Origin of the sequence: Bordetella muralis, from assembly GCF_965139205.1 — a bacterium.
GTDB classification, from domain to species: domain Bacteria; phylum Pseudomonadota; class Gammaproteobacteria; order Burkholderiales; family Burkholderiaceae_B; genus Bordetella_A; species Bordetella_A muralis.
Genome location: NZ_CBCSIU010000004.1, coordinates 111,482 through 130,632, shown reverse-complemented (window position 1 = coordinate 130,632; position 19,151 = coordinate 111,482). Strand labels below are relative to the sequence as shown.

The window sequence follows — 19,151 nt, the reverse complement described above, 5'->3', positions numbered from 1 at the left end:
CACTTGCTCCTGGTGGTTATCCGCATCACGTCAAACTGGATCCCAAGTGAAAATGTCGCGCGATTTGTCCAACGGGAAGAAGGAGGGCTTCATCATGGATAGCGCCACGTCGAGACACGTATCCACGGTCCAGCCTTCGCTGCGGTGCGCAGTGCGAATCGGCCGTGGCTGCGAGAACAGATAGATCTCGTTGTTGCGGACACCGAAGATCTGGCCGGTCACATCGCTGGCTTCATCGGTCAGCAGCGCGCAGGTGAACGGAGCGATCTTGGCTACCTCCATACGCTGGTTGACCAACGTGCGGGCCAACCCTTCCGGCGTGTCAGTCGGGATAGAGCTCACCATGCGAGTGAAGGCAAACGGAGCGATGCAGTTCGACCGAACGTGGAAGCGCTCCATATCAAGCGCGATCGATTTCGACAGCCCGACAATGCCCATCTTGGCTGCAGCGTAGTTGGCTTGCGCGACATTACCGATCAGCCCAGATGTCGAGGTCATGTGCACGATTGCACCAGCCTCCTGGCCTTTAAAATGCGGCGCAACGGCGCGGGCCATATTGAAGCAGCCCTTCAGATGCACTTTAACCACGGCGTCGAAATCCTCTTCCGTCATCTTGTGGAAGATTCCGTCGCGTAGATTGCCGGCATTGTTGACCAGCCCGTCGATACGCCCGTAGGTATCGAGTGCATGCGCCACAATCTGCTGGGCCGAACTCCATTCCGCCACGCTGTCTATGTTGGCACTGGCCTCGCCCCCCGCGGCGCGAATTTGTTCGACAGTTTGTTGTGCCGGTCCGGCGCTGTGGGCGCTGTCGCCATCCATGCTCACGCCCAGGTCATTCACGACCACCCGCGCGCCCTGACGCGCCGCCTCAAGTGCGATTTCCTTGCCCACGCCGGCGCCTGCGCCGGTCACCACAATCACTTTTCCTTGCAGTCGTTGTGTCATGGCCGCCTCCGTTATGCAGTCAAAATAGAGACAACCGCCACGGCGGACTCGTGACCAACCTGGCCTCCCGAGTTTTGCGCCAGGGCTACCTTGGCCGACGGACGCTGCCGCTCGCCTGCTTCGCCGCGCAGCTGCTGGACCAGCTCCGCGATCTGGGCCGTACCGGTGGCGCCGATCGGATGGCCTCTGCTTAGCAAACCGCCGCTCGGGTTGACGGAGATCCGACCGCCGATGTCCGTGGCACCGCTTCTGAGCAGCTCTGCGCCCTGTCCTTCAGGACAAAACTGCACGACCTCGTAGTTGATGATCTCACCGGGAGCCGAAGCATCATGAACCTCGGCAACATGGACCTCATCGGGACCGATCGAGGCATCCTCATAGGCAGCTTTCGCCGCGCTGACGGAAGCGCTCGGCTTGGTCGGGTCGGCCATCCCTGACAAAAGTACAGAGGTCGCCACCCACACTGGCCTGGACCCTGTCAGTTGCGCGGCAACGCGGCTCGAGACGAGAACGATCGCAGCCGCGCCGTCTCCGATTGACGAGCACATTGGAAGCGTAAGTGGCTGGCTGATCATACGGGCGGTCAGCACCTCTTCGACCGTCGTCTCCTTACGGAATTGCGCGTATGGGTTCAGAGCCCCAGCACGCCGGCTCTTGACAGTGACCCGGGCAAAGTCCTCCGGCGTCGTCCCCGTCGCCTCCATGTAGCGCCGCGTGCGCTCCGCATAGATGTCCATGAAGATGGACCCACTGCCGGATCCGATATGCGACGGCATGACATCTTCCTTGTCCACCGCGCCACCAAATGCCCCGAACGACACCGCCTTGTCAGGATGGCTCAGTTTTTCCGCACCGATAGCCATGGCCACGTCGGACTGACCACTGGCGACCGAATGCCAGGCAAGGTGAAAAGCCGTGCTACCGGTTGCGCAGGCATTCTCGACGCTGACCATGGGCTTGCCCAAAAGGCCGGTGTATCTCAAAGCGGCTTGAGCACGCACCATCTCTTGGCCCGTGATAAGTCCGGCCGCCGCGTTACCGAAAAAAACGCGGTCGACGCGCTCGGCTCCGATGCCGGCATCTGCCAGCGCGTTCCGTACGGCTTCTTCCGCCGAAGTCCGGACCGAGCGGTCGATATATTTGCCAAACGAAGTCATGCCAATTCCAACGACTGCGACGCGCGTGGTCATGGTCTCTCTCCAATCAAAGTTATGTGAAGGTCAAAAAGGGGTGCCGGCAGATGCAGCAGAGTCGAAGCTGGCGCAATCAGATTGCGCTGGGGTTGTCGTTCTTGCGGCGGGCGGGACCGTCGTACTCCACCTGGTCCAAGCTGATCTGCCGCCAGCCGGGCTCGCGTACGGACTCCTCGAAGGCATGAGCGAACAGGCCAGCAGTGCGGGGGACAACGATGAAGGCTCGAGCCAGCCGCCAGTCAAAACCCATGTCCGAGATGAGTGCGCCTACTGCCGCATCGATGTTCGCCAGCAACGGTCGTTTTTTCTTCTTGATCAGCGCTTTTTCCAGCTCTCGAGTCATCCGGACATGGTCACCTGAAATCCCATACTCTTCAGCCAGAGCAAACAGCACTTTTCCGCGAGGATCGCCCTCGGGATGCTGCGGATGACCGAAACCGTCCAGCCGCTTGTGATTATTGACATACTCTGTCGCCACGTCTTCATAGCTACGTCCGCTGGAGGCTGCCTCGGACACCAACTTTTGGATGTAGCGCGAGAACTCTTCACCGGCCCCCCCGTGAACGTCGCCAAACATCATGGCACCGGCTGCGACCGAGCACTGGATTGGCACGCCAGCTGCTTGCACAAAACGGGTGACTGTCGAGGACGGCGAAATGCCGTGATCAGCGACCGAGATGAACATGGCATTGATGATCTTCGACTCGTTACCCTTGGGAAGCTCTCCCTTGTAGAGCAGATACACCATGGCACCAAAGTCGATCTTGCCGACGAGATCAGTGAGGACGTCATAGCCCCTGACCAAAGTACCTTCGTGTGGTGTCGGGTCGCCGATAGCGGTGCGCCAGTATTTGCGATCCGCGGTCTTTGTCATGTCAGTCATGCAGTGCTCCATTTCAATGAAAGGTGAAAGCAGTCCAGATGGAACTCGAACTCGTCAGGGCGGATCGTATTCCCGGGCGTCTAATCTCAAAACCTGCATATCCACAATGTGGATGTTTTAACTAAAATTTCCGAATAAACTCTCGATAAAATCCCGTATTACGGCCTGTACTACCTCACCATGTCCACGATATGATCGAAATCATGAACAACACAGATTCACGCGGAACACAGAGCATCGATCGCACGATCGGTGTGTTGAAGCAAGTGGTTGCCCATGGAGCTCACGGCTTGACGGTGGCCGAACTCGTGGCGCTCAGTGGGCTTGAACGCCCCACCATGCATCGCATAGTCCAGGCCCTGGAAAGACAGGGCTTGTTGAAGCGACCCACTGGGTCGAAGCGCTATGTGCTGGGTGACTACTGCCGCCAGATGGCGGCTGCTTTCGCTGACCGTGCAGACTTGAGAACAGTGTGCGAACCGGCACTAAAAGGGATTGCGGATGAGACGGGAAACAGTGCGTTCCTCATTGCTCGAATCGGGTACGAGACAATCTGCCTTGCCCGTGTGGTCGGCTCCTACCCTGTGCAAGTGCTGACAGTCAACGTCGGCAGCAGGAATCCTTTAGGTGCAGGTGCAGGCGGTCTCGCCATCCTGTCGACGTTGCCGTTGGCCGAGCAAAACGAATGCATTCGCGCGAATGCGAAGCGGCTGAGGAGTTACGGCTCGCTGACAGAGTCGACGCTGCGCACGCTCATTCGCGAAACCCAACGCCGCGAGTATGCAATCATCGGGCACTACAACGTGCCCGGCGTCATCGGGATAGGAATGGTGATGCGTAACGCCGCTGGCTCCGTCATGGGCGCGATCACCACATCCTCAATCGACAGTCGGATGACCAGGGATGACCAACAGGCAGCCGCCATATCCATCGCGAAACACATTGCAAGTATCCAATCTTCGCTGGACATACTCTAGTGCTGGATTTCGCAATACGACAAGGAAAGGCGAGTCATCGGTATCGGGACGCTTGCCCACCGGCACCGCCGGCACCGCTGCTATGATCCCGTCTGGGCTGACGACATGTCGTGCTCCGACGGTTGCCGTATAGGCGCAATGATCCCGCCGCTGCCCTGCTCTTTTTATGCCGGGCACATGCCGCCGGTTATGCTTTTCTTACGAGTTTGCCGTGAATTTTCTAACCAATCTTGGCTCATCGCTTCAGTTCATCGCTTTTGCAAAACAGCAACTACAGGGCCTGCACGCTCTGATTGATGCCAAGCAGATCCCCGTCGAAAAGTCAGAAGACTTCTTTGCGCAGACCGCAGCACTGGAGCGAGCCCTGGGCGACCAGACATACGGCCAATCGCTCAACCGCTACCATTCGGCCAAAAAAGGTCTCGTCGTGGCTGCTGGCGTGATTCTGGCGATCGCGCTGATCATTTACGGGCTATCGATGTTTGGACCGACCAGCGGTCTGATCAAGGGGCTCATGTCTGACTTCATCCTGTTTGCGATCACCATCAGCATTGCGGCGGGTTTGCTGCTGATTGGGATCATCGCCGGCTGCTTTTATATCCGCTCACTGGAAACGAAGCTCCTAGGCAAAGACCTCAGCGCCCTGTGGGCCAGGATCCTGCAGCGCTGGGCGCCCGAGCTGACTGCAAAACAGGACTTCGCCACCATCGATCCTGAATCGATTGCGCAGTTCGTCACCGTACAGGCGAAGATCCAGGACGTGAATCTGGATCTGAATTAAGCATTCAACGATTCGGCCGTCCCGCCTCTCTCGCCACGCGGCATCCGTGCCTTACGGGATTTTTTTGCAGAAAGCAGCTCGATCAAACACAACGCCACAAATTCCTGTACAATAGCGGGCTTGGCTGATCACGCCTACGGCGCAATGGCAGAGTGGTTATGCAGCGGATTGCAAATCCGTGTACGTCGGTTCGATTCCGGCTTGCGCCTCCAGTACGATCAAGGCTCTCAGAGATGAGGGCCTTTTTCTTTGTGTACCTGTGTGGGGAAATTCTGACATTCGACCGCCGCTATACTGGTTCCAACTTGGGCGCCAATCATGTGCGGTCGCATAGTGCAGAAGTCTGGCCCGATGGATTACGTCGAGCAGAGCTTCACTGACTTGGACCGTATGAAAAGAACCGAGTGTAGCGCTCGGTCAGCAGTCGACGCTTCGAGGACAGTGAGCTCGGAGGAGGTGTCGGAGCACGAGCTGCCGGACGCCATTGATCCCAGTACCGGTCGTCCAGGGCTGAATATTAGGGGACACGCCTCAATTCCGGCTGGAAATACTGTTTGTAAAAGCAGCATTTTGACCATAAGCGAGATCCGACCAAGAGAACTGAGTTACGGATCGGGTTGAACCAACCCAACAGCGCTGCCGACGTCTCTACGCGCTGCGTCAATCAATCTATTGCGACATTGGCATCTACGACACCGAAAATAGAATCCATCTTCGTCATGCTCGGCGTCCGTTTCTCCAGCCTTCACCGCTGCATCACAATGTCTGCAAATCCACATCGCGCCTCCCGCACATTGACTGGTGACGCCCGCCCTACTACTTGAATAAGAGGGCTATTCGAGCTCTCACCACGGACGCATCAAAACTGCTTTGGACCAACTCTCGGTTAAGAACCTTCTGACGAGCGTCGTCGGGAAGCTCGTCCCACAAGCAAAGAACCGACGCGCCCAAAAACGCAAGAATGCGCCGATCTGCCTCCTCCAACTCCTCTATTGCCAATGATTTTGCTAGCTCAGCAATTTGCGACCCGCCCTCACCATCCCATCGCTCATTGTCCGACTGCTGCGTTGACTTGATCATTTCGATCTCCTGAAGTCGGAAGTTCAGTATATAGCTGCCTTAATGATTAACTGTTTCAAATAATCGCTAGGTTATCGAGCAACAGGAGCGCACCGTGAAGAGGTGGCATTCAGCCACAATAACCCAAGAGGTACCATCATGACATTCCCAACCCGCTTCGCTGCTTCCGTTACTCCTAATGAGCCCGACGAGAAGCAAGCACCTAGCCATTCGCAAGAGCAGCAAACGCAAGAGCAGAAAGACGATGCCGCGCGCAAGCAAGCCCAAAGCGATCCGAACAAGCAACGCACCCCTCAGTAACGCAGCTGGGTAATCTAACCCAAGCTCTGGCTCGCCTTTGGCTCCAATCGTAGACCGCAAGCGATCTATGTCTTTGAAGTCGAACCAAGCGGCATCACGCACGACAAACACTGTAGCTGGCTCATCGCCCGGACGCGAGAGCCAGTGGCAGGCGTGTGCCCACCTACGATCTACAGTAACGAACGATCTACGGGTGCAATCAAAAGTTTTTCGCTCGTTCAAGGAGCACTCAATGAATAGCCCAAACGACACTGATTCCAAGTTACAGCCTGGAATCAAAGCACCTCTGCCTGCCTCGGGCGATGATTCGAATAACCTCCCGCAAGGCAATGCAAAATCACTGGGTGACGACGACAATCATTGGTTTGATTCTATACGCACTGCAACTACGCATAATTTGGAAAGTGCAGCGGACGCATCAAGCGACTTCGCGCGTAATAATCCATGGAAAATGATGGGTATCTGCATTGCGGCGGGCATGGCACTTGGAGTCTTGGTCAGCCTCCGGTAAGCCGCTCTTGCAACACATGCAATGAGACCCGGTACTCATCCGCCAGTCCCCAGCAAAACTGTCAATGCGCGTCGACACGTTAACGCCCCGACCAGCCTTACAGCGCAGTGTGCAGCGGCCGGATTGTGAGCGTCCTGCCATCATCAATTGCGCCCTCCCCAGCCGCCGACGATAGCCGCCCCATCGCGCAAATCAATGAGACCGCTGCTCTGCCCGGGATTGTTCCGCCGCTTTCACAAATTTCTCGAGCGATGCCTCAATGCGAGGCATGATCCCAGCCTCATCGGTGGAACCTATCACGTCGGTTGGAATTAGCGTCAATGGCCGCTGGCCACGCTCACGCCAAATATAAGAAACCTTGACCTGTCGATCCTCACCGATCGCGACGAGAAAGCCGAACTGTGTCATCACTTGAGATGGCAAGATATCTGCAACGTATGCGAAGCTCAACTCCGCGCCGACGAATGAACTGTGATCGTCGCGAATACGATGGACTTCCGCCGTATAACCGCCAGCCTTGGCCTCCGCCTTTTCTACTTCGAGATATTGGACAATCGCTTCGAGTAAGGCACCTGCCTCCGTTTCCAATGTCTTCAATGCCGCTTCGCGGCCTGCTTTAGCGTCTAGTTCCGTTGTCTTTGCAGCACGAAGCTGGCTCTGTCGTTCTTCATCAAGTTTCTTGAACACGCTCATGATGTTCTCCCGTGTATAGGAACTACTTGTATCACGCCACCGGCAACGAATACTCTCTGTAAAAAAAATGTCACCAGAAAGGAGCCGCAACCGTGACAAGACTCGGAACGGATAGCCCCAGTTCTCGTTGAATTTAGAGGTCGCAAAGAGTGCCTCACTTGCCCGTCTTGGCCAGTAACTCGGATTTCTTTTGACCTCCCGCCGTGCTGCCAAAATAATAGGCAATGATCTGCGTCCACGCAGTTCCCAACGATCCCAGCAGGATGTAGAGCGGTTCCCTGCTGCCCTCGGGAATGACGGCAAACACCATAATGGCCAGCATGCTGAAAAAGCCGCTGGTCACCAGAAAAGCCATCACACGTGGCGTCCAGTCCTGTCGATCGACCTCGCGCTGCCTGGCGCTGGCACGGTCGTCCGCTGCGATCTTCTCAAGATCTGCGTCATTCTTGAATCCAAGCTCAGCCATACGAGCCGCAAACTCCTGCGCGGATTTCTTCAGCTGCAAAAAAGTGTCTGGGCTAGCAGTCGCCAGCTTTTTCGCGATCTCAGCGTCAGTCGCGTCCGCCCTCAAGCCAAGTGCCTCAGTAATTGTCACAACCGCTGCGCCGGCTAACGGCCTGCCCAGGGCGGTGGCCAACATCGGCGCCAGGTTCCCCAGCGCTCATCGCTGGGGTGGTCAAACGTCACGCGCGAAATGCCTGTCATCACCAGTACCAATGTCCTAACTATCAAGCGTTCTGGTTAAATGGAACGTTTCGTACTGCTGATCATCGGCTGTCTTTTATGGACCTGTCTGTTAAACAAGCGATGGCCAAATGGCCTAATGTCCCTGCGGTGTACGGTTGGCTTTCGCTGGACGAACGCGGGCGCTGGCATATCCACGAGCGAGGCGATGCCGCTGAAGGAGGCACGGGCGAGCTCATCACCAGCCCGCAGATCGTGGCGTTTATTGGCCGCAACTACGCCGCAGATGATCAAGGACGTTGGTATTTTCAAAACGGCCCGCAACGGGTTTATGTCCGATTGGATGCTGCGCCGTATGTTTTACGCGTAGCGGACACGGGGCTGAGGTTGATCACGCATACCGGGGAAACTGTCCGCGCCATCAAGGCATGGTGGCTGGATGAGACTGGCCGGCTCTATGCGCAGACGGACCTGGGCCTCGGACTGATAGACGGACGGGATCTGGAATCCGTCCTCGCTCCTCTGCGCGTCCTGCCCGGAAACGTCCCATTGCTGGATGTCCTGGAGGACAGCGAAACGCAGACGGAAAAGGCGTCCTGGCAGGTCAGCCATCCCAGTTATCCCACCCCTGTACCGCTGCACAATGACGCCAGCAGATCGGCGCTGGCCGCTGACCAGGGTTTTGTGGCAAATCCGTTACCGGAATAGACGGATGCACGCCGGCCCGGCCATCACGCCACCCGGCGTTTGCGCGTTTCCTAGAGAGCCCGGCTACCGGTAGAATCAACGGCATGACCGACCGACCGCCCCTGACCTATTTCCCCGCACCGCGCCGCACACTTTTTTGCAGCCAATGCGGTTCGCCCATTCATCGCCGCGTGCCCGAGGGCGACAACCGCGAGCGCGATGTCTGTGATCATTGCGGCGCGATCCATTATCAGAACCCTCGCATGGTCGTAGGCACGGTGCCCGTTTGGGAAGACCGCATTCTCTTGTGCCGGCGTGCGATCGAGCCGCGCTACAACACTTGGACCTTGCCAGCCGGTTTCATGGAACTCGGGGAAAGCACGGCCCAAGGCGCCGCTCGCGAGACCCTGGAAGAATCCGGTGCGCGCATCGAGTTGGGTCAGCTGTTCACCATCATCGACGTCCCGCAGATAGACCAGGTACATATCTTTTACCTGGCACAGGCTCTGGGCCCCGAGCTGGATCCCGGACCCGAGAGCCTGGAGGCACGCTATTACGACGAATCCGAGATTCCCTGGGACGACTTGTCGTTTCGCACCGTCAGTACGACGCTGAAGCAGTATCTCGAGGACCGCCGCCGGGGCCATCTGGGCTGTCATCATTACACGCTGGACTGGCACCGCTGAATGTCGGCTCCGCCATCGTCTGTGATGGCGTACCGGCCTTTCTCACTTTCTCATCTGGACCGTTTGAATCGTCTTGCTGAACCGTGAAGCTTCCCTGGCTCGCTCCCGACACCCCGTTTCCGCCCGTTGAAGGCGCGTTAGCCGAGCCGGCCGGACTGCTCGCCGCTGGCGCGGATCTCTCACTCAACCGGCTGCAATTGGCCTATTCGAACGGGATTTTTCCCTGGTACAGCGCGGGAGAGCCGATTCTGTGGTGGAGCCCCGACCCGCGCATGGTGCTGGCTTGCCAGGACTTTGCTCCGTCGCACTCGCTGCGCAAACGGCTGCGCCAAATCGAACGGGATCAGTCTGGACCAGCCCCTCGTGTGCAAATACGTGTCGACACCGCATTCGACGCGGTCATAGCGCGCTGCGCAGCGCCGCGGGACAGTCAAGCGGGAACCTGGATCACAGCCGAGATGCAACAGGCTTACTATGCCTGGCATCTGGCGGGCGGGGCCCACAGCATCGAAACGTGGGTGGATGAAACCCTGGTGGGCGGCCTGTACGGCATCAGCCTGGGTGGCATGTTTTTTGGCGAGTCGATGTTCACGCTGGTCCCCGATGCCTCAAAAGTTGCGCTGGCGTATCTGGTGACGTTCTTGCGCCGCCATGGCGTGCAGTGGATCGATTGCCAGCAGCAGACCCGGCACTTGGCCAGTCTGGGCGCCCAGCCGGTGCCGCGCGCCCAATTTGTCGAGCATGTGCGGCAAGCGGTCGGGTTGCCCGCTCCTCTTTGGCGTCCAGGGCGGCTGGACAGCGCCGGCAATATTCACGAGCTGACTGGCCTGGACTGAGCCCGGCCGAGACCGGTTGGACGCCCGCCGATCTGGACCAGACGGGATAACGCTCAGCCGGGCTTGGCAAATCTCCGCTGATCAGGCCTGATCTCGACGGAAACTTGTCATCTCTGGCAGCCGCGTTAAGATGATCACTCGACTGCCGTCCGACGTCGGGGCGAACTGCCAATGAGTCAACTTAAAGAACTTCCTTTTGCCACCCTGCAGTTTTATTCGACTGCACCGTATCCATGCAGCTACCTGCCTGATCGCCAAGCGCGCTCACAGGTCGCGGCGCCCGGGCATTTGATCAACGCGGGCACGTATTCGCAACTGGTGGAACAGGGATTTCGACGCAGCGGTCTGTTTACGTACCGCCCGCACTGCGATAACTGCCGGGCTTGTGTGCCGGTGCGCGTCGATACGGCCAATTTCACACCCAACCGCAGCCAGCGGCGCGCCTGGCGTGGCCATCAGGCGCTGCGCGCGTTTGTGGCGGAACTGGCGTGGTCTCCCGAGCACTATGAGCTGTACTCCCGATATCAGCAGGGTCGCCATCCCGGCGGCGGTATGGACGACGACAGCCGGACACAGTATGCCCAGTTTTTGTTGACCAGCCGTGTCAATACCCGTCTGGTCGAATTCCGCAATGCAGACGATGTCTTGATGATGGTGTCCATTATCGATGTCCTGGATGACGGCTTGTCGTCGGTTTATACGTTTTACGATCCAGATGCCCAGGGCAGCCTGGGCACCTACAACGTGCTGTGGCAGATCGAGCAATGCCGTACGCTGAATCTACCGTGGCTGTATCTGGGCTACTGGATCCGCGACAGCCGAAAAATGGCGTACAAATCCAGCTTTCGTCCGCTGCAAATGCATCTGGACGGCCATTGGCAGACGGCCTCACCCGATTTGGTCTGAATTTATCTGTCCAACCGCGCAAACTGGCTACAATTGCGCTCCATGTCGATCCTCTTTCAAGCCTACCCCCTGGCGCGTCCGGCCTTGTTTGCCATGGACGCGGAAACCGCCCACGAAGTCACCTTGGCGGGCCTGCAACGCGCCTATGACTGCGGCGCCACCCGCAAACTGATGCACGCCCAGCCGCAGGCGCCGTCTACCCTGATGGGATTGACGCTACGCAACCCCGTGGGACTGGCTGCCGGGCTGGACAAAAACGGGGCGTATATCGACGCATTGGGTAATCTGGGATTCGGCTTTGTCGAGGTCGGAACGGTCACGCCACGCGCTCAGCCGGGCAACCCAAAGCCCCGCATGTTCCGCTTGCCTCGTGCGCAAGCGCTGATCAATCGCCTGGGCTTTAACAACCTGGGGCTGGACGCCTTTATCGCCAATGTGCGCCGCAGCCAGTGGCGCAGCCAGGGCGGCATTGTGGGACTGAACATCGGAAAAAACGCGGACACGCCGATCGAGCGGGCCGCGGACGACTATCTGATCGGTCTGGCCGGCGTCTATCCGCACGCAGACTATGTCACGGTGAATATTTCTTCGCCGAACACGCAAAACCTGCGTGCGCTGCAGGGCGAGGATGAATTGAGTGCATTGTTGGCACGCCTGCGCGACAAGCGCGCGGAGCTCGCCGACCAACATCAGCGCCATGTGCCGCTGGCGGTCAAGATCGCGCCTGATCTGTCTGAAAGCCAGATCGACACGATCGCCGACCTCCTGCCACGTTTTGGCATAGACGGCGTCATTGCCACGAACACGACGCTTTCGCGGGATGCCGTGACCGGCCTGAACCATGCCAATGAGGCTGGCGGCCTGTCGGGCGCCCCCGTGCATCAGCTATCGCTGGCCGTCATCGCGCGCCTGCGTCAGCGGATGGGCGCCGATGCCAGCATTATCGGTGTGGGCGGGATTCTGTCGGGCAAGCAAGCCAAGGAAAAACTGGAGGCAGGTGCCAATGCGGTCCAGCTGTATACCGGACTGATTTACCGCGGGCCAGCACTGGTCAGCGAATGCGTGCAGGCTCTCAAGGCCGCATAGCAAAGCAAGGCTCTGCTGCTGCGCCCTGACGTAGCGAAAAAAAAGCCACCCCGTGGGGTGGCTAATTCCAGCTCTGCTCTGTCACTCAACAGTACTACAACAAGCTGTATGCCGACAACAGTTCGGCATCAATCTCGCTAATTAAGCACGACGGGCGGCACGGGTCGTCTTGCCGGCAGCTTCGGCGGCGTCAGAAGCCGCCTTGAACGTGGCGTTGGCCGCAGCGTTCAGATTGGATTCGGCGACTTCGACAGCCTGCTTGGCGGCCTTGCTCAGCGAGTCATAGGCACCGTTGGCAGTAGCCAGAGAGGATTTCAGCAACGCGACGGCGCTTTCCGAGCCAGTCGGCGCGTTCTTGGAAAATTGCTCGACAGCGTCGGCGACCTGTTGTTGGCCTTCGGCGATTTGAGCCTCGGCCAGCTTGGCCAGCTCGCCCTGCACGCCGGCAACGATGTCATACACATGCTTGCCATAGGCCAGGGCCTTTTCAGCGCTGGGCTGCACCAACGAGGTGGCGAAAGCCGTGGCTTCCTGGGGGTCTTTCACGCCGAAGGCTTGTTGCGAAGTCTGAGCGACTTCGTCGAGCGTGGCTTTGACGACCTTCAGATTCAGATCGACCAGCTTTTCAAAGCCGGCAAACAGCGTCGCCTGAGTGGCGGTCAGCGCATTCAGGGCGGATTTCTGGCGGTCCAGAACTTGTTGGGGGATTGCAGTCATGGTGGTCTCCGGTAAAAATGCCGGGGCGCCCGGCTATGGCGATACGTTGCGACAAATAAGGGGAAATAAACGTGCTCGGAACCGATATTTGAAGCTAAGGCCGGCGCGTTTGCTGCACTGCACAAACATCATTCTACGTACTTAAAACCGACTGTCAAGCACTTTTGGTGCAACGCAACAGGTTTAGCCCCAAATCGGTGCAAACAGCTAGAGGACTATTTGTTTCAGGGGAAATCCCCCGGTGACGGCAACCGTATTGTTTTCTACACTCAAGACCACCTGATGACACTCCAAGAAAGACGCATCAGTCCAAGCTATCAAAATTGCCGCCTATCCCGCGGCGCAGGAGACCCCATGAGATTCATCCCCCGTACGCTATCGGTACTGCTGGCTACCAGCGCTCTTTTTGCTGCTGGCGCTGCCCAGGCAGAGTATCCCGAGCGCCCCATCAGCATGGTTGTACCGTTTGCCGCTGGAGGCCCCACTGACAACGTGGCTCGTTCGCTCGCCGAAGCCATGCGCCCCACGTTGGGGCAAAGCGTCGTGGTGGAAAACAAGACCGGTGCCGGCGGTACGATCGGCACCTCGTTCGTCGGCCGCGCCGAGCCCGATGGCTATACCGTGCTGCTGATGCATCTGGGCTACACCACCGCCCCGTCGTTGTACAAGAACCCCGGCTATGACCCCGACAAGACCTTCGCTCCCGTAGGCCTGGTGGTGGACGTACCCATGACCGTCATTGCGCGCGAAGATTTCCCGCCCAACAACATCAAAGAGATGGTCGAATACGTCAAGACCAACAAGGACAAGATCTCGTTGGCCAACGCCGGGATCGGCGCGGCCAGCCATCTGTGCGGCACGATGCTCGTCGATGCGCTGGGCGTGGACCTGCTGACCGTTCCCTACAAGGGCACCGCGCCTGCCATGAACGATCTGCTGGGTAAACAGGTCGACATGCTGTGCGACCAGACGACCAATACGTCGCAATACATCACCTCGAAAAAGGTCAAGGCCTACGCGGTCACGAGCCTGAAACGCGTACCCACGCTGCCTGATCTGCCCACGATGGACGAATCGGGCTACAAGGGCTTTCAGGTCGGTATCTGGCACGGCATGTGGGTACCCAAGAACACGCCTCAGCCTATCGTAGACAAGCTGGTCAAGGCACTACAGGCCGGGATGGCCGATCCGAAATTCAAGGAACGTATGGCGGGCCTGGGCGCGGAAGTGCTGAACGACGAAGCCAATCCCAAAGCACTGGAAGCCAAGGTCAAGCAACAAGTGCCGCAATGGGCTGAACTGTTCAAGAAAGCCGGTGTAGCACCGCAATAAACCTGCACGCCGCAGGCGCTTCAACCAAAAGGCCTGAGTCCGGGGTTATCCGGGCTCAGGCCTTTGATGTTTTTGTGCTTGGCGCGATATGAAAAGTGCGCCCCAAGCTCCCGGCGATGCCTATACGCGCGCCAGATGCGGCGATAAGCCTTTGCCAATGGCATTACCGCTCCCGTTGGCGTTGCCAGCCACCACGGGCTCATAGCCCAGCGCCTCAGAAATGATACGGGCGGACTCGACCAGGAGCTGAATCCACTCGTCTTGCAAACGCTCGGCGGGGGCAGAAATCGACAGGCCGGCGACCAATTTGCCGGTATCGTCAAAAATACCGGCTGCAATACATCGCACGCCGAGTTCGAGTTCTTCGTTATCGCGGGCATAGCCATGGCGCCGCACCAGCGCCAGTTCGCGTTCCAGACGGTCAATATCAGTGAGACTGTTGCGGGTATGGCCAGCCAACCCGGTACGCAGTGCATACGCACGTACTTGCCGGTTATCGATCGTCGACAGAAAGAGTTTGCCGGTGGAGGTCAAATGCAAAGGCGCGCGGCCGCCAATGGCGCGCACCACCTGCATCCCCGAGCGCTCGCTCCATGCCCGGTCGATATAAACGATCTCGTCGCCTTGCTGGACCGACAGGTTAATGGTCTGGCCAGTCAGTTTGTGCAAGGAGCGCATCTGCGAAATCGCCGCCTCCCGGACGTTTAAGCGGCCTTTGACCAGGGAACCGAGTTCCAGCAAGCGCATACCCAGCTGGTACAAGCCGTTGTCCACACGCTCGACGTAGCGGCCCACCACGAGGTCGTTCAGGATCCGGTGGGCGGTGGATGCGTGCAAACCCGTCGTCGCAGACAGCTCTTTTAGTGTGACAGGATCCGAATGGGCAGCCAAAGCATCGAGCAGGCGCATGGCGCGCTCGATAACCTGAATAGCAATTGGCGACTGACCCGAAGGCCGTTCGCTATCGGAACCCGACGCAGTAACAGACATGGCAGTAGTCACAGTCAATAGAGGCGGGGCAGCAAAACAGCCCCTGGGTATATATTAATGCGGCAGCGCAGCATTAATGTCTTTCCCGTATTGTGAAATTTTGAGCGGGTTTTGGCAACTCCCTTATGCCGTGGCCCTGCGAATGCCGGCACACGACAGGGAACAGCCGCTCGATATGCGGGGCCGCACGTCCCGCTCAAGATCCCCTAGGGAGACAGCCGCCCGCCCAGGCGCAAGACTTCCTCACGGAGGTACGCCAGTGCGTCCGCCGCCTCGTCGGGGTTCCCCTTGACGCCCAGTTCCAGATGAGGCGTTTCGCCCACGCTGGGCAGACTGAACGCGCTCACGCCCGTCCAGCGCAATTGCAACGCCTGCATCACAGGAGCGATGCGGGATTCGGGCAAGCCAAAGGCCAGGAATGAATGCTCCACATGCGCTTGAGCGTGATGCAGCGCCTGATAGCGGGTATCCAGCGTCCATTCGAGCATCGGCCACGCCATGACGGGAAAACCAGGCAAAAACGTGTGCTCGTGAATAAAGAAGCCAGGAATCCGGTTGTAGGGATTGGGCACAATTTCACAGCCCTGGGGAAACATCCCCATTTGCAGGCGCTGCTGATTTTCCTCGGCAGCCATATCGGCGGGTGCTTTACCCTCGGCCGCCATTTCCGCCACGCGCTGCGTAATCGCTACCTCTGCCTCGGGATGCAGTGCCAACGGCAGATCCAGCGCTGCCGCGGCTGCCTGCCGGGTGTGATCGTCGGGCGTTGCGCCGATACCGCCGCAAGACAGGACGATGTCATCCGATGCAAAACTACGGCGCAACGCGGCCGTCAGGGTCTCGCGGTCATCGGGCAGAAACTCCGCCCCCGACAATCGCATGCCGCGCGCCGACAATAGTTCGATCACTTTAGCGAAATGCTTGTCCTGGCGACGGCCAGACAGAATCTCGTCGCCCACGACAATCAAACGGATGCGACGAGAGACGGAGGAGGATTGAGTCATTAATCGCCTCGAAAAACCTCGGCATGGATGCCAGGGAGAAACAGGAAAACCCTCAAGGGGATAGCTACAGCAGGATCAGGCCTCGATGACACGCTCGTCACGCAAGCGCCGCAGGGCTTCCAACCCATAATGGGCATTCACCAATCCTGCGTACACAGGCAATATGATCCAGGCCGGCGGCAGCAGATTCAACAACGCGCAAATCAGGCCTATCGTCCAGAACCCGAGGTTGTGCCGCTCGAGCAGAACGCGGCGTTCCTGGGGGCTGGCGTGTTCCACAATCGCGTCGACCCGCATCATGCGCGAGAACGCAAAAGCCCACCAGAACACCGACAGCACCACCCCCACGGGCGGAATCAACCAAAACGGCAAGGTCAGCAACCAGCCCGCGGCAAACACGCAACTGACCCAGATAGCGTTCCACACGCTATAGGCGGTGGCGTTTCGCCCCTGACGAGAGACTCCTACGTACTCGCGAGCGCTCACGTGCCGCAGCACCAGCGGCATCACAAAGATCGCCGCAATGGCCAACCCCAAGATCCCCGAGACGGGCAGCAAGATCACCACCGCGATAATCGGAACCAGGTACAGCTTGAGCGAAAACAGGCCGATACCGATCAACCAGGCATCCGCATCGTTAATAAACTGCCATTGCGACGCCTGCATATCCAGCCAGTCGGTCAGCGGCGTCCAAAACAGCCACAACAGCAGCAAGGCCCCCAACAAGGCGATCACAAAGGGCAGCAGTATCGCGAACAACATATTGGGATGGCATTGCGATACCAGGGCGCGCTTGAACGCCTGGGCAACACCCGCGGTTCCCACGGCAGCGGTACGAACAGAAGACGAGACAGCAGACTCGGGGCGAGGAGGAATCATGTCGCGAACCCGTTAATAGACATGCCGGGTATCATAGTCTCAAACACGCTTCGTTTTCATTGCCATGCCTTTGCTCGTACCCGGACCCGACACCTCTGCCCTGCGCACTGCCCTGCAATCAGGCACAGACGAAACCTGGCTCATCGCCTGTTTCTGTGCCGCCTGGTGCGACACCTGCACGCAATACCGCCCCAAGCTGGCCGCCCTGTCGGACAGCCAACCTGAGCGCGTCTATGCCTGGATCGATATCGAGGACCACCCCGACCTGCTCGGCGACGAAGATGTCGAGAATTTCCCTACGCTGCTGGTGCAACGCGGATCACGAACCTTGTTCTACGGCCCCATGCTGCCGCACATCGGTCACCTGGAACGCCTGCTGGAAAGCCTGACTCCTGACAGCCCAACGGTACCCACGCAATTACCCGACGTCATGGCGTTATTGCGGGAATAGCCAAGAACGGACGCATGCCGCGGCTATCAGGACGCGCCGCTATCGTCAGCCTTGCGCCCACCGCCCCCCAACAGCACACCCACTTGACGCTTTGGCGTGTTGGCCCGCGATTCAGACTTTGACTCTCCCGCCTGTAAAGGCGCCGCCGAAGGCTGATAGGGCTTGTAGAAGAAATCGTCGACGGGCTGACGCGGCGACGTATAGGAAGAGGACGAAGAATTCCCACGACGATCGCGGCTGCGGGAATGGCTGTCGCGCGTATGGCTGCGTACCACCAGTTCCTGAGGAACCTCGAGCTTGCCTCGAGGCACCGGACGTTTGGTCAGTTTCTCGATGTCCTGCAAATAACGCACCTCATCCGGCGTGAACAAGGCAATGGCCTCGCCCGAGGCGCCCGCGCGGCCCGTACGGCCGATACGGTGCACATAATCCTCGGCGTTGTGAGGCAGGTCATAGTTGATAACGCAGGGAACCCCCGCCACATCCAGACCGCGCGCAGCCACGTCAGTCGCCACGAGGACCTCGAGTTCGCCGGCCTTGAAGGCCTCGAGGGCCTTCATGCGATCGGCTTGGCTCTTGTCGCCGTGGATAGACTCGGCGCGCACACCGTCGCGCTCCAGCTCACGGGCCAGGCGGGCCGTGCCGATTTTGGTATTCGAAAATACGATAACCTGTTTCAGGCCACGCGATTTGACCAGATGCACCACCGCGGCGCGCTTGGCGTCACTGGGCATCTCGTACGCAATCTGACTCACCGTATCGGCCGTGGCATTGCGCGCTGCGACCTCGATTTCCACCGGCTGATTCAGATAGGTACGGCCCAGTTTGCGGATTTCGTTGCTAAACGTCGCCGAAAACAGCAACCCCTGCCGTTGCGCGGGCAGCAAACGGACGATGCGGTCCAGATCCGGCAAAAAGCCCATGTCCAACATGCGATCGGCCTCGTCCAGGACGAGAATGCCGACTTGGCTGAGGTTGACGGTTTTTTGTTCGACGTGATCCAGCAAACGGCCAGGCGTTGCGACCAGCACCTCGCATCCCCGGCGCAGCGCCTCTTTTTGAGGCCCGATATCGACACCGCCAAAGACCACCGCGCAACGCAACGGCGTGTGCTTGCTGTACCGTTTGACGCTCTCGTAGACCTGATCGGCGAGCTCACGCGTGGGAGCCAAAATCAGGGCTCGGACAGGGTGACGGGCCGGCGAAGCACTGCTGTTAGCCAACGGCATCAGGCGGTGCAAAATCGGCAGCGTGAACGCTGCGGTCTTGCCCGTACCGGTTTGAGCCGCCCCCATGACATCGCGTCCAGCGATAACCGCCGGCAACGCCTGGGCCTGAATCGGCGTAGGCGTGGTGTATCCGGTGTCGGCAACCGACTGGAGCAGTTGGGGATGCAGCCCGAACTCGGCAAAAGTCGGGATAGAAGAAGCGTCGGAGGTAGGGGCTGCGGAATGGGTAGAGTCAGTCATCAGGATGGGCAGATGCCGGGGCTACGAAAAAGAACAAAACGAGAAATGCTGCTATGCC

22 protein-coding genes and 1 tRNA gene are annotated in these 19,151 nt (G+C 58.7%); 12 read left to right on the top strand and 11 right to left on the bottom strand.

Translation table 11 applies throughout. The features are described 5' to 3' along the window. Positions 1-30: 30 nt before the first annotated feature. The 3 genes from ACNA0I_RS09040 to ACNA0I_RS09030 all read right to left on the bottom strand — a co-directional run bounded on the left by ACNA0I_RS09040 (position 31) and on the right by ACNA0I_RS09030 (position 3,024). Positions 31-948, bottom strand: a complete 918-nt coding sequence (locus ACNA0I_RS09040; RefSeq protein ID WP_415805743.1) for an SDR family NAD(P)-dependent oxidoreductase — start codon at positions 946-948, stop codon at positions 31-33. Positions 949-959: 11 nt separating this feature from the next. Continuing rightward, the gene (locus ACNA0I_RS09035; protein WP_415805742.1) at positions 960-2,138 is read right to left on the bottom strand and encodes a thiolase family protein; all 1,179 of its coding nucleotides are present in this window, start codon (positions 2,136-2,138) and stop codon (positions 960-962) included. A gap of 76 nt (positions 2,139-2,214) precedes the next feature. Beyond that, on the bottom strand, positions 2,215-3,024 hold the full coding sequence (locus ACNA0I_RS09030; protein ID WP_415805741.1) for a citryl-CoA lyase: 810 nt from the start codon (positions 3,022-3,024) through the stop codon (positions 2,215-2,217). Positions 3,025-3,227: 203 nt separating this feature from the next. Here ACNA0I_RS09030 and ACNA0I_RS09025 point away from each other — a divergent pair, with 203 nt between their 5' ends. From ACNA0I_RS09025 to ACNA0I_RS09015, 3 genes are all read left to right on the top strand, one after another. After that, positions 3,228-4,001, top strand: a complete 774-nt coding sequence (locus tag ACNA0I_RS09025) for an IclR family transcriptional regulator (RefSeq protein WP_415805740.1) — start codon at positions 3,228-3,230, stop codon at positions 3,999-4,001. Positions 4,002-4,212: 211 nt separating this feature from the next. Next, a complete protein-coding gene (locus tag ACNA0I_RS09020; protein WP_415805739.1) occupies positions 4,213-4,782 on the top strand; it encodes a DUF6097 family protein in 570 nt (189 codons plus the stop codon). Between the two features lie 138 nt (positions 4,783-4,920). Then, positions 4,921-4,994 (top strand) — tRNA-Cys (locus ACNA0I_RS09015). Between the two features lie 604 nt (positions 4,995-5,598). Here the strand turns inward: ACNA0I_RS09015 and ACNA0I_RS09010 are convergent. After that, positions 5,599-5,862 carry a hypothetical protein gene (locus tag ACNA0I_RS09010; protein ID WP_415805738.1) on the bottom strand — a complete coding sequence of 88 codons (264 nt, stop codon included), beginning with the start codon at positions 5,860-5,862 and terminating at the stop codon, positions 5,599-5,601. A gap of 138 nt (positions 5,863-6,000) precedes the next feature. Between ACNA0I_RS09010 and ACNA0I_RS09005 the strand changes: the two genes are divergently transcribed. Together ACNA0I_RS09005 and ACNA0I_RS09000 are read left to right on the top strand one after the other, a co-directional pair. After that, the gene (locus ACNA0I_RS09005; protein ID WP_415805737.1) at positions 6,001-6,162 is read left to right on the top strand and encodes a hypothetical protein; all 162 of its coding nucleotides are present in this window, start codon (positions 6,001-6,003) and stop codon (positions 6,160-6,162) included. Positions 6,163-6,394: 232 nt separating this feature from the next. Next, positions 6,395-6,673 carry a glycine zipper domain-containing protein gene (locus tag ACNA0I_RS09000; protein WP_415805736.1) on the top strand — a complete coding sequence of 93 codons (279 nt, stop codon included), beginning with the start codon at positions 6,395-6,397 and terminating at the stop codon, positions 6,671-6,673. A 192-nt stretch (positions 6,674-6,865) separates the two neighbouring features. Here the strand turns inward: ACNA0I_RS09000 and ACNA0I_RS08995 are convergent, their stop codons facing one another. After that, positions 6,866-7,366 (bottom strand): hypothetical protein, encoded by a 501-nt coding sequence (locus ACNA0I_RS08995; RefSeq protein ID WP_415805735.1) that lies wholly within the window; start codon positions 7,364-7,366, stop codon positions 6,866-6,868. 154 nt (positions 7,367-7,520) lie between these two features. Continuing rightward, entirely contained in the window at positions 7,521-8,003 is a 483-nt protein-coding gene (locus ACNA0I_RS08990) for a hypothetical protein (RefSeq protein WP_415805734.1), read from the bottom strand. Positions 8,004-8,149: 146 nt separating this feature from the next. Between ACNA0I_RS08990 and ACNA0I_RS08985 the strand changes: the two genes are divergently transcribed. The 5 genes from ACNA0I_RS08985 to ACNA0I_RS08965 all read left to right on the top strand — a co-directional run bounded on the left by ACNA0I_RS08985 (position 8,150) and on the right by ACNA0I_RS08965 (position 12,251). After that, positions 8,150-8,758: a DUF2946 family protein gene (locus ACNA0I_RS08985; RefSeq protein WP_415805733.1), complete on the top strand. Its 609-nt coding sequence runs from the start codon at positions 8,150-8,152 to the stop codon at positions 8,756-8,758. A gap of 83 nt (positions 8,759-8,841) precedes the next feature. Further along, entirely contained in the window at positions 8,842-9,423 is a 582-nt protein-coding gene (locus ACNA0I_RS08980; protein ID WP_415805732.1) for an NUDIX hydrolase, read from the top strand. Between the two features lie 83 nt (positions 9,424-9,506). Further along, the gene (gene aat / locus ACNA0I_RS08975; RefSeq protein ID WP_415805731.1) at positions 9,507-10,259 is read left to right on the top strand and encodes a leucyl/phenylalanyl-tRNA--protein transferase; all 753 of its coding nucleotides are present in this window, start codon (positions 9,507-9,509) and stop codon (positions 10,257-10,259) included. 171 nt (positions 10,260-10,430) lie between these two features. Continuing rightward, positions 10,431-11,165 carry an arginyltransferase gene (locus ACNA0I_RS08970; protein WP_415805730.1) on the top strand — a complete coding sequence of 245 codons (735 nt, stop codon included), beginning with the start codon at positions 10,431-10,433 and terminating at the stop codon, positions 11,163-11,165. Positions 11,166-11,207: 42 nt separating this feature from the next. Next, positions 11,208-12,251, top strand: a complete 1,044-nt coding sequence (locus ACNA0I_RS08965; protein WP_415805729.1) for a quinone-dependent dihydroorotate dehydrogenase — start codon at positions 11,208-11,210, stop codon at positions 12,249-12,251. 141 nt (positions 12,252-12,392) lie between these two features. Here the strand turns inward: ACNA0I_RS08965 and phaP are convergent, their stop codons facing one another. Beyond that, positions 12,393-12,968 carry a TIGR01841 family phasin gene (gene phaP / locus ACNA0I_RS08960; protein WP_094820013.1) on the bottom strand — a complete coding sequence of 192 codons (576 nt, stop codon included), beginning with the start codon at positions 12,966-12,968 and terminating at the stop codon, positions 12,393-12,395. 354 nt (positions 12,969-13,322) lie between these two features. On the opposite strand from phaP, the gene ACNA0I_RS08955 reads away from it, so the two are divergent. After that, positions 13,323-14,300: a tripartite tricarboxylate transporter substrate binding protein BugD gene (locus ACNA0I_RS08955; RefSeq protein ID WP_415805728.1), complete on the top strand. Its 978-nt coding sequence runs from the start codon at positions 13,323-13,325 to the stop codon at positions 14,298-14,300. A gap of 120 nt (positions 14,301-14,420) precedes the next feature. Here the strand turns inward: ACNA0I_RS08955 and ACNA0I_RS08950 are convergent, their stop codons facing one another. The 3 genes from ACNA0I_RS08950 to ACNA0I_RS08940 all read right to left on the bottom strand — a co-directional run bounded on the left by ACNA0I_RS08950 (position 14,421) and on the right by ACNA0I_RS08940 (position 17,173). Then, positions 14,421-15,290: an IclR family transcriptional regulator gene (locus ACNA0I_RS08950; protein ID WP_415805727.1), complete on the bottom strand. Its 870-nt coding sequence runs from the start codon at positions 15,288-15,290 to the stop codon at positions 14,421-14,423. A gap of 206 nt (positions 15,291-15,496) precedes the next feature. Continuing rightward, a complete protein-coding gene (locus tag ACNA0I_RS08945) occupies positions 15,497-16,294 on the bottom strand; it encodes a competence/damage-inducible protein A (protein ID WP_415805726.1) in 798 nt (265 codons plus the stop codon). Positions 16,295-16,369: 75 nt separating this feature from the next. Continuing rightward, positions 16,370-17,173 carry an EI24 domain-containing protein gene (locus ACNA0I_RS08940; protein ID WP_415805725.1) on the bottom strand — a complete coding sequence of 268 codons (804 nt, stop codon included), beginning with the start codon at positions 17,171-17,173 and terminating at the stop codon, positions 16,370-16,372. Between the two features lie 64 nt (positions 17,174-17,237). On the opposite strand from ACNA0I_RS08940, the gene ACNA0I_RS08935 reads away from it, so the two are divergent. Beyond that, positions 17,238-17,624 carry a thioredoxin family protein gene (locus ACNA0I_RS08935; protein WP_415805724.1) on the top strand — a complete coding sequence of 129 codons (387 nt, stop codon included), beginning with the start codon at positions 17,238-17,240 and terminating at the stop codon, positions 17,622-17,624. 26 nt (positions 17,625-17,650) lie between these two features. Here ACNA0I_RS08935 and ACNA0I_RS08930 read toward each other — a convergent pair whose 3' ends face one another. Further along, the gene (locus ACNA0I_RS08930; protein ID WP_415805723.1) at positions 17,651-19,093 is read right to left on the bottom strand and encodes a DEAD/DEAH box helicase; all 1,443 of its coding nucleotides are present in this window, start codon (positions 19,091-19,093) and stop codon (positions 17,651-17,653) included. Between the last annotated feature and the right edge of the window lie 58 nt (positions 19,094-19,151).

Coding starts and splice junctions, on each gene's coding strand:
- ACNA0I_RS09040 (WP_415805743.1), bottom strand. CDS start 948: ATGACACAACGACTGCAAGGAAAAGTGATTGTGGTGACCGGCGCAGGC.
- ACNA0I_RS09035 (WP_415805742.1), bottom strand. CDS start 2,138: ATGACCACGCGCGTCGCAGTCGTTGGAATTGGCATGACTTCGTTTGGC.
- ACNA0I_RS09030 (WP_415805741.1), bottom strand. CDS start 3,024: ATGACTGACATGACAAAGACCGCGGATCGCAAATACTGGCGCACCGCT.
- ACNA0I_RS09025 (WP_415805740.1), top strand. CDS start 3,228: ATGAACAACACAGATTCACGCGGAACACAGAGCATCGATCGCACGATC.
- ACNA0I_RS09010 (WP_415805738.1), bottom strand. CDS start 5,862: ATGATCAAGTCAACGCAGCAGTCGGACAATGAGCGATGGGATGGTGAG.
- ACNA0I_RS09005 (WP_415805737.1), top strand. CDS start 6,001: ATGACATTCCCAACCCGCTTCGCTGCTTCCGTTACTCCTAATGAGCCC.
- ACNA0I_RS09000 (WP_415805736.1), top strand. CDS start 6,395: ATGAATAGCCCAAACGACACTGATTCCAAGTTACAGCCTGGAATCAAA.
- ACNA0I_RS08995 (WP_415805735.1), bottom strand. CDS start 7,366: ATGAGCGTGTTCAAGAAACTTGATGAAGAACGACAGAGCCAGCTTCGT.
- ACNA0I_RS08985 (WP_415805733.1), top strand. CDS start 8,150: ATGGACCTGTCTGTTAAACAAGCGATGGCCAAATGGCCTAATGTCCCT.
- ACNA0I_RS08980 (WP_415805732.1), top strand. CDS start 8,842: ATGACCGACCGACCGCCCCTGACCTATTTCCCCGCACCGCGCCGCACA.
- ACNA0I_RS08970 (WP_415805730.1), top strand. CDS start 10,431: ATGAGTCAACTTAAAGAACTTCCTTTTGCCACCCTGCAGTTTTATTCG.
- ACNA0I_RS08965 (WP_415805729.1), top strand. CDS start 11,208: ATGTCGATCCTCTTTCAAGCCTACCCCCTGGCGCGTCCGGCCTTGTTT.
- phaP (WP_094820013.1), bottom strand. CDS start 12,968: ATGACTGCAATCCCCCAACAAGTTCTGGACCGCCAGAAATCCGCCCTG.
- ACNA0I_RS08955 (WP_415805728.1), top strand. CDS start 13,323: ATGAGATTCATCCCCCGTACGCTATCGGTACTGCTGGCTACCAGCGCT.
- ACNA0I_RS08950 (WP_415805727.1), bottom strand. CDS start 15,290: ATGTCTGTTACTGCGTCGGGTTCCGATAGCGAACGGCCTTCGGGTCAG.
- ACNA0I_RS08945 (WP_415805726.1), bottom strand. CDS start 16,294: ATGACTCAATCCTCCTCCGTCTCTCGTCGCATCCGTTTGATTGTCGTG.
- ACNA0I_RS08940 (WP_415805725.1), bottom strand. CDS start 17,173: ATGATTCCTCCTCGCCCCGAGTCTGCTGTCTCGTCTTCTGTTCGTACC.
- ACNA0I_RS08935 (WP_415805724.1), top strand. CDS start 17,238: ATGCCTTTGCTCGTACCCGGACCCGACACCTCTGCCCTGCGCACTGCC.
- ACNA0I_RS08930 (WP_415805723.1), bottom strand. CDS start 19,093: ATGACTGACTCTACCCATTCCGCAGCCCCTACCTCCGACGCTTCTTCT.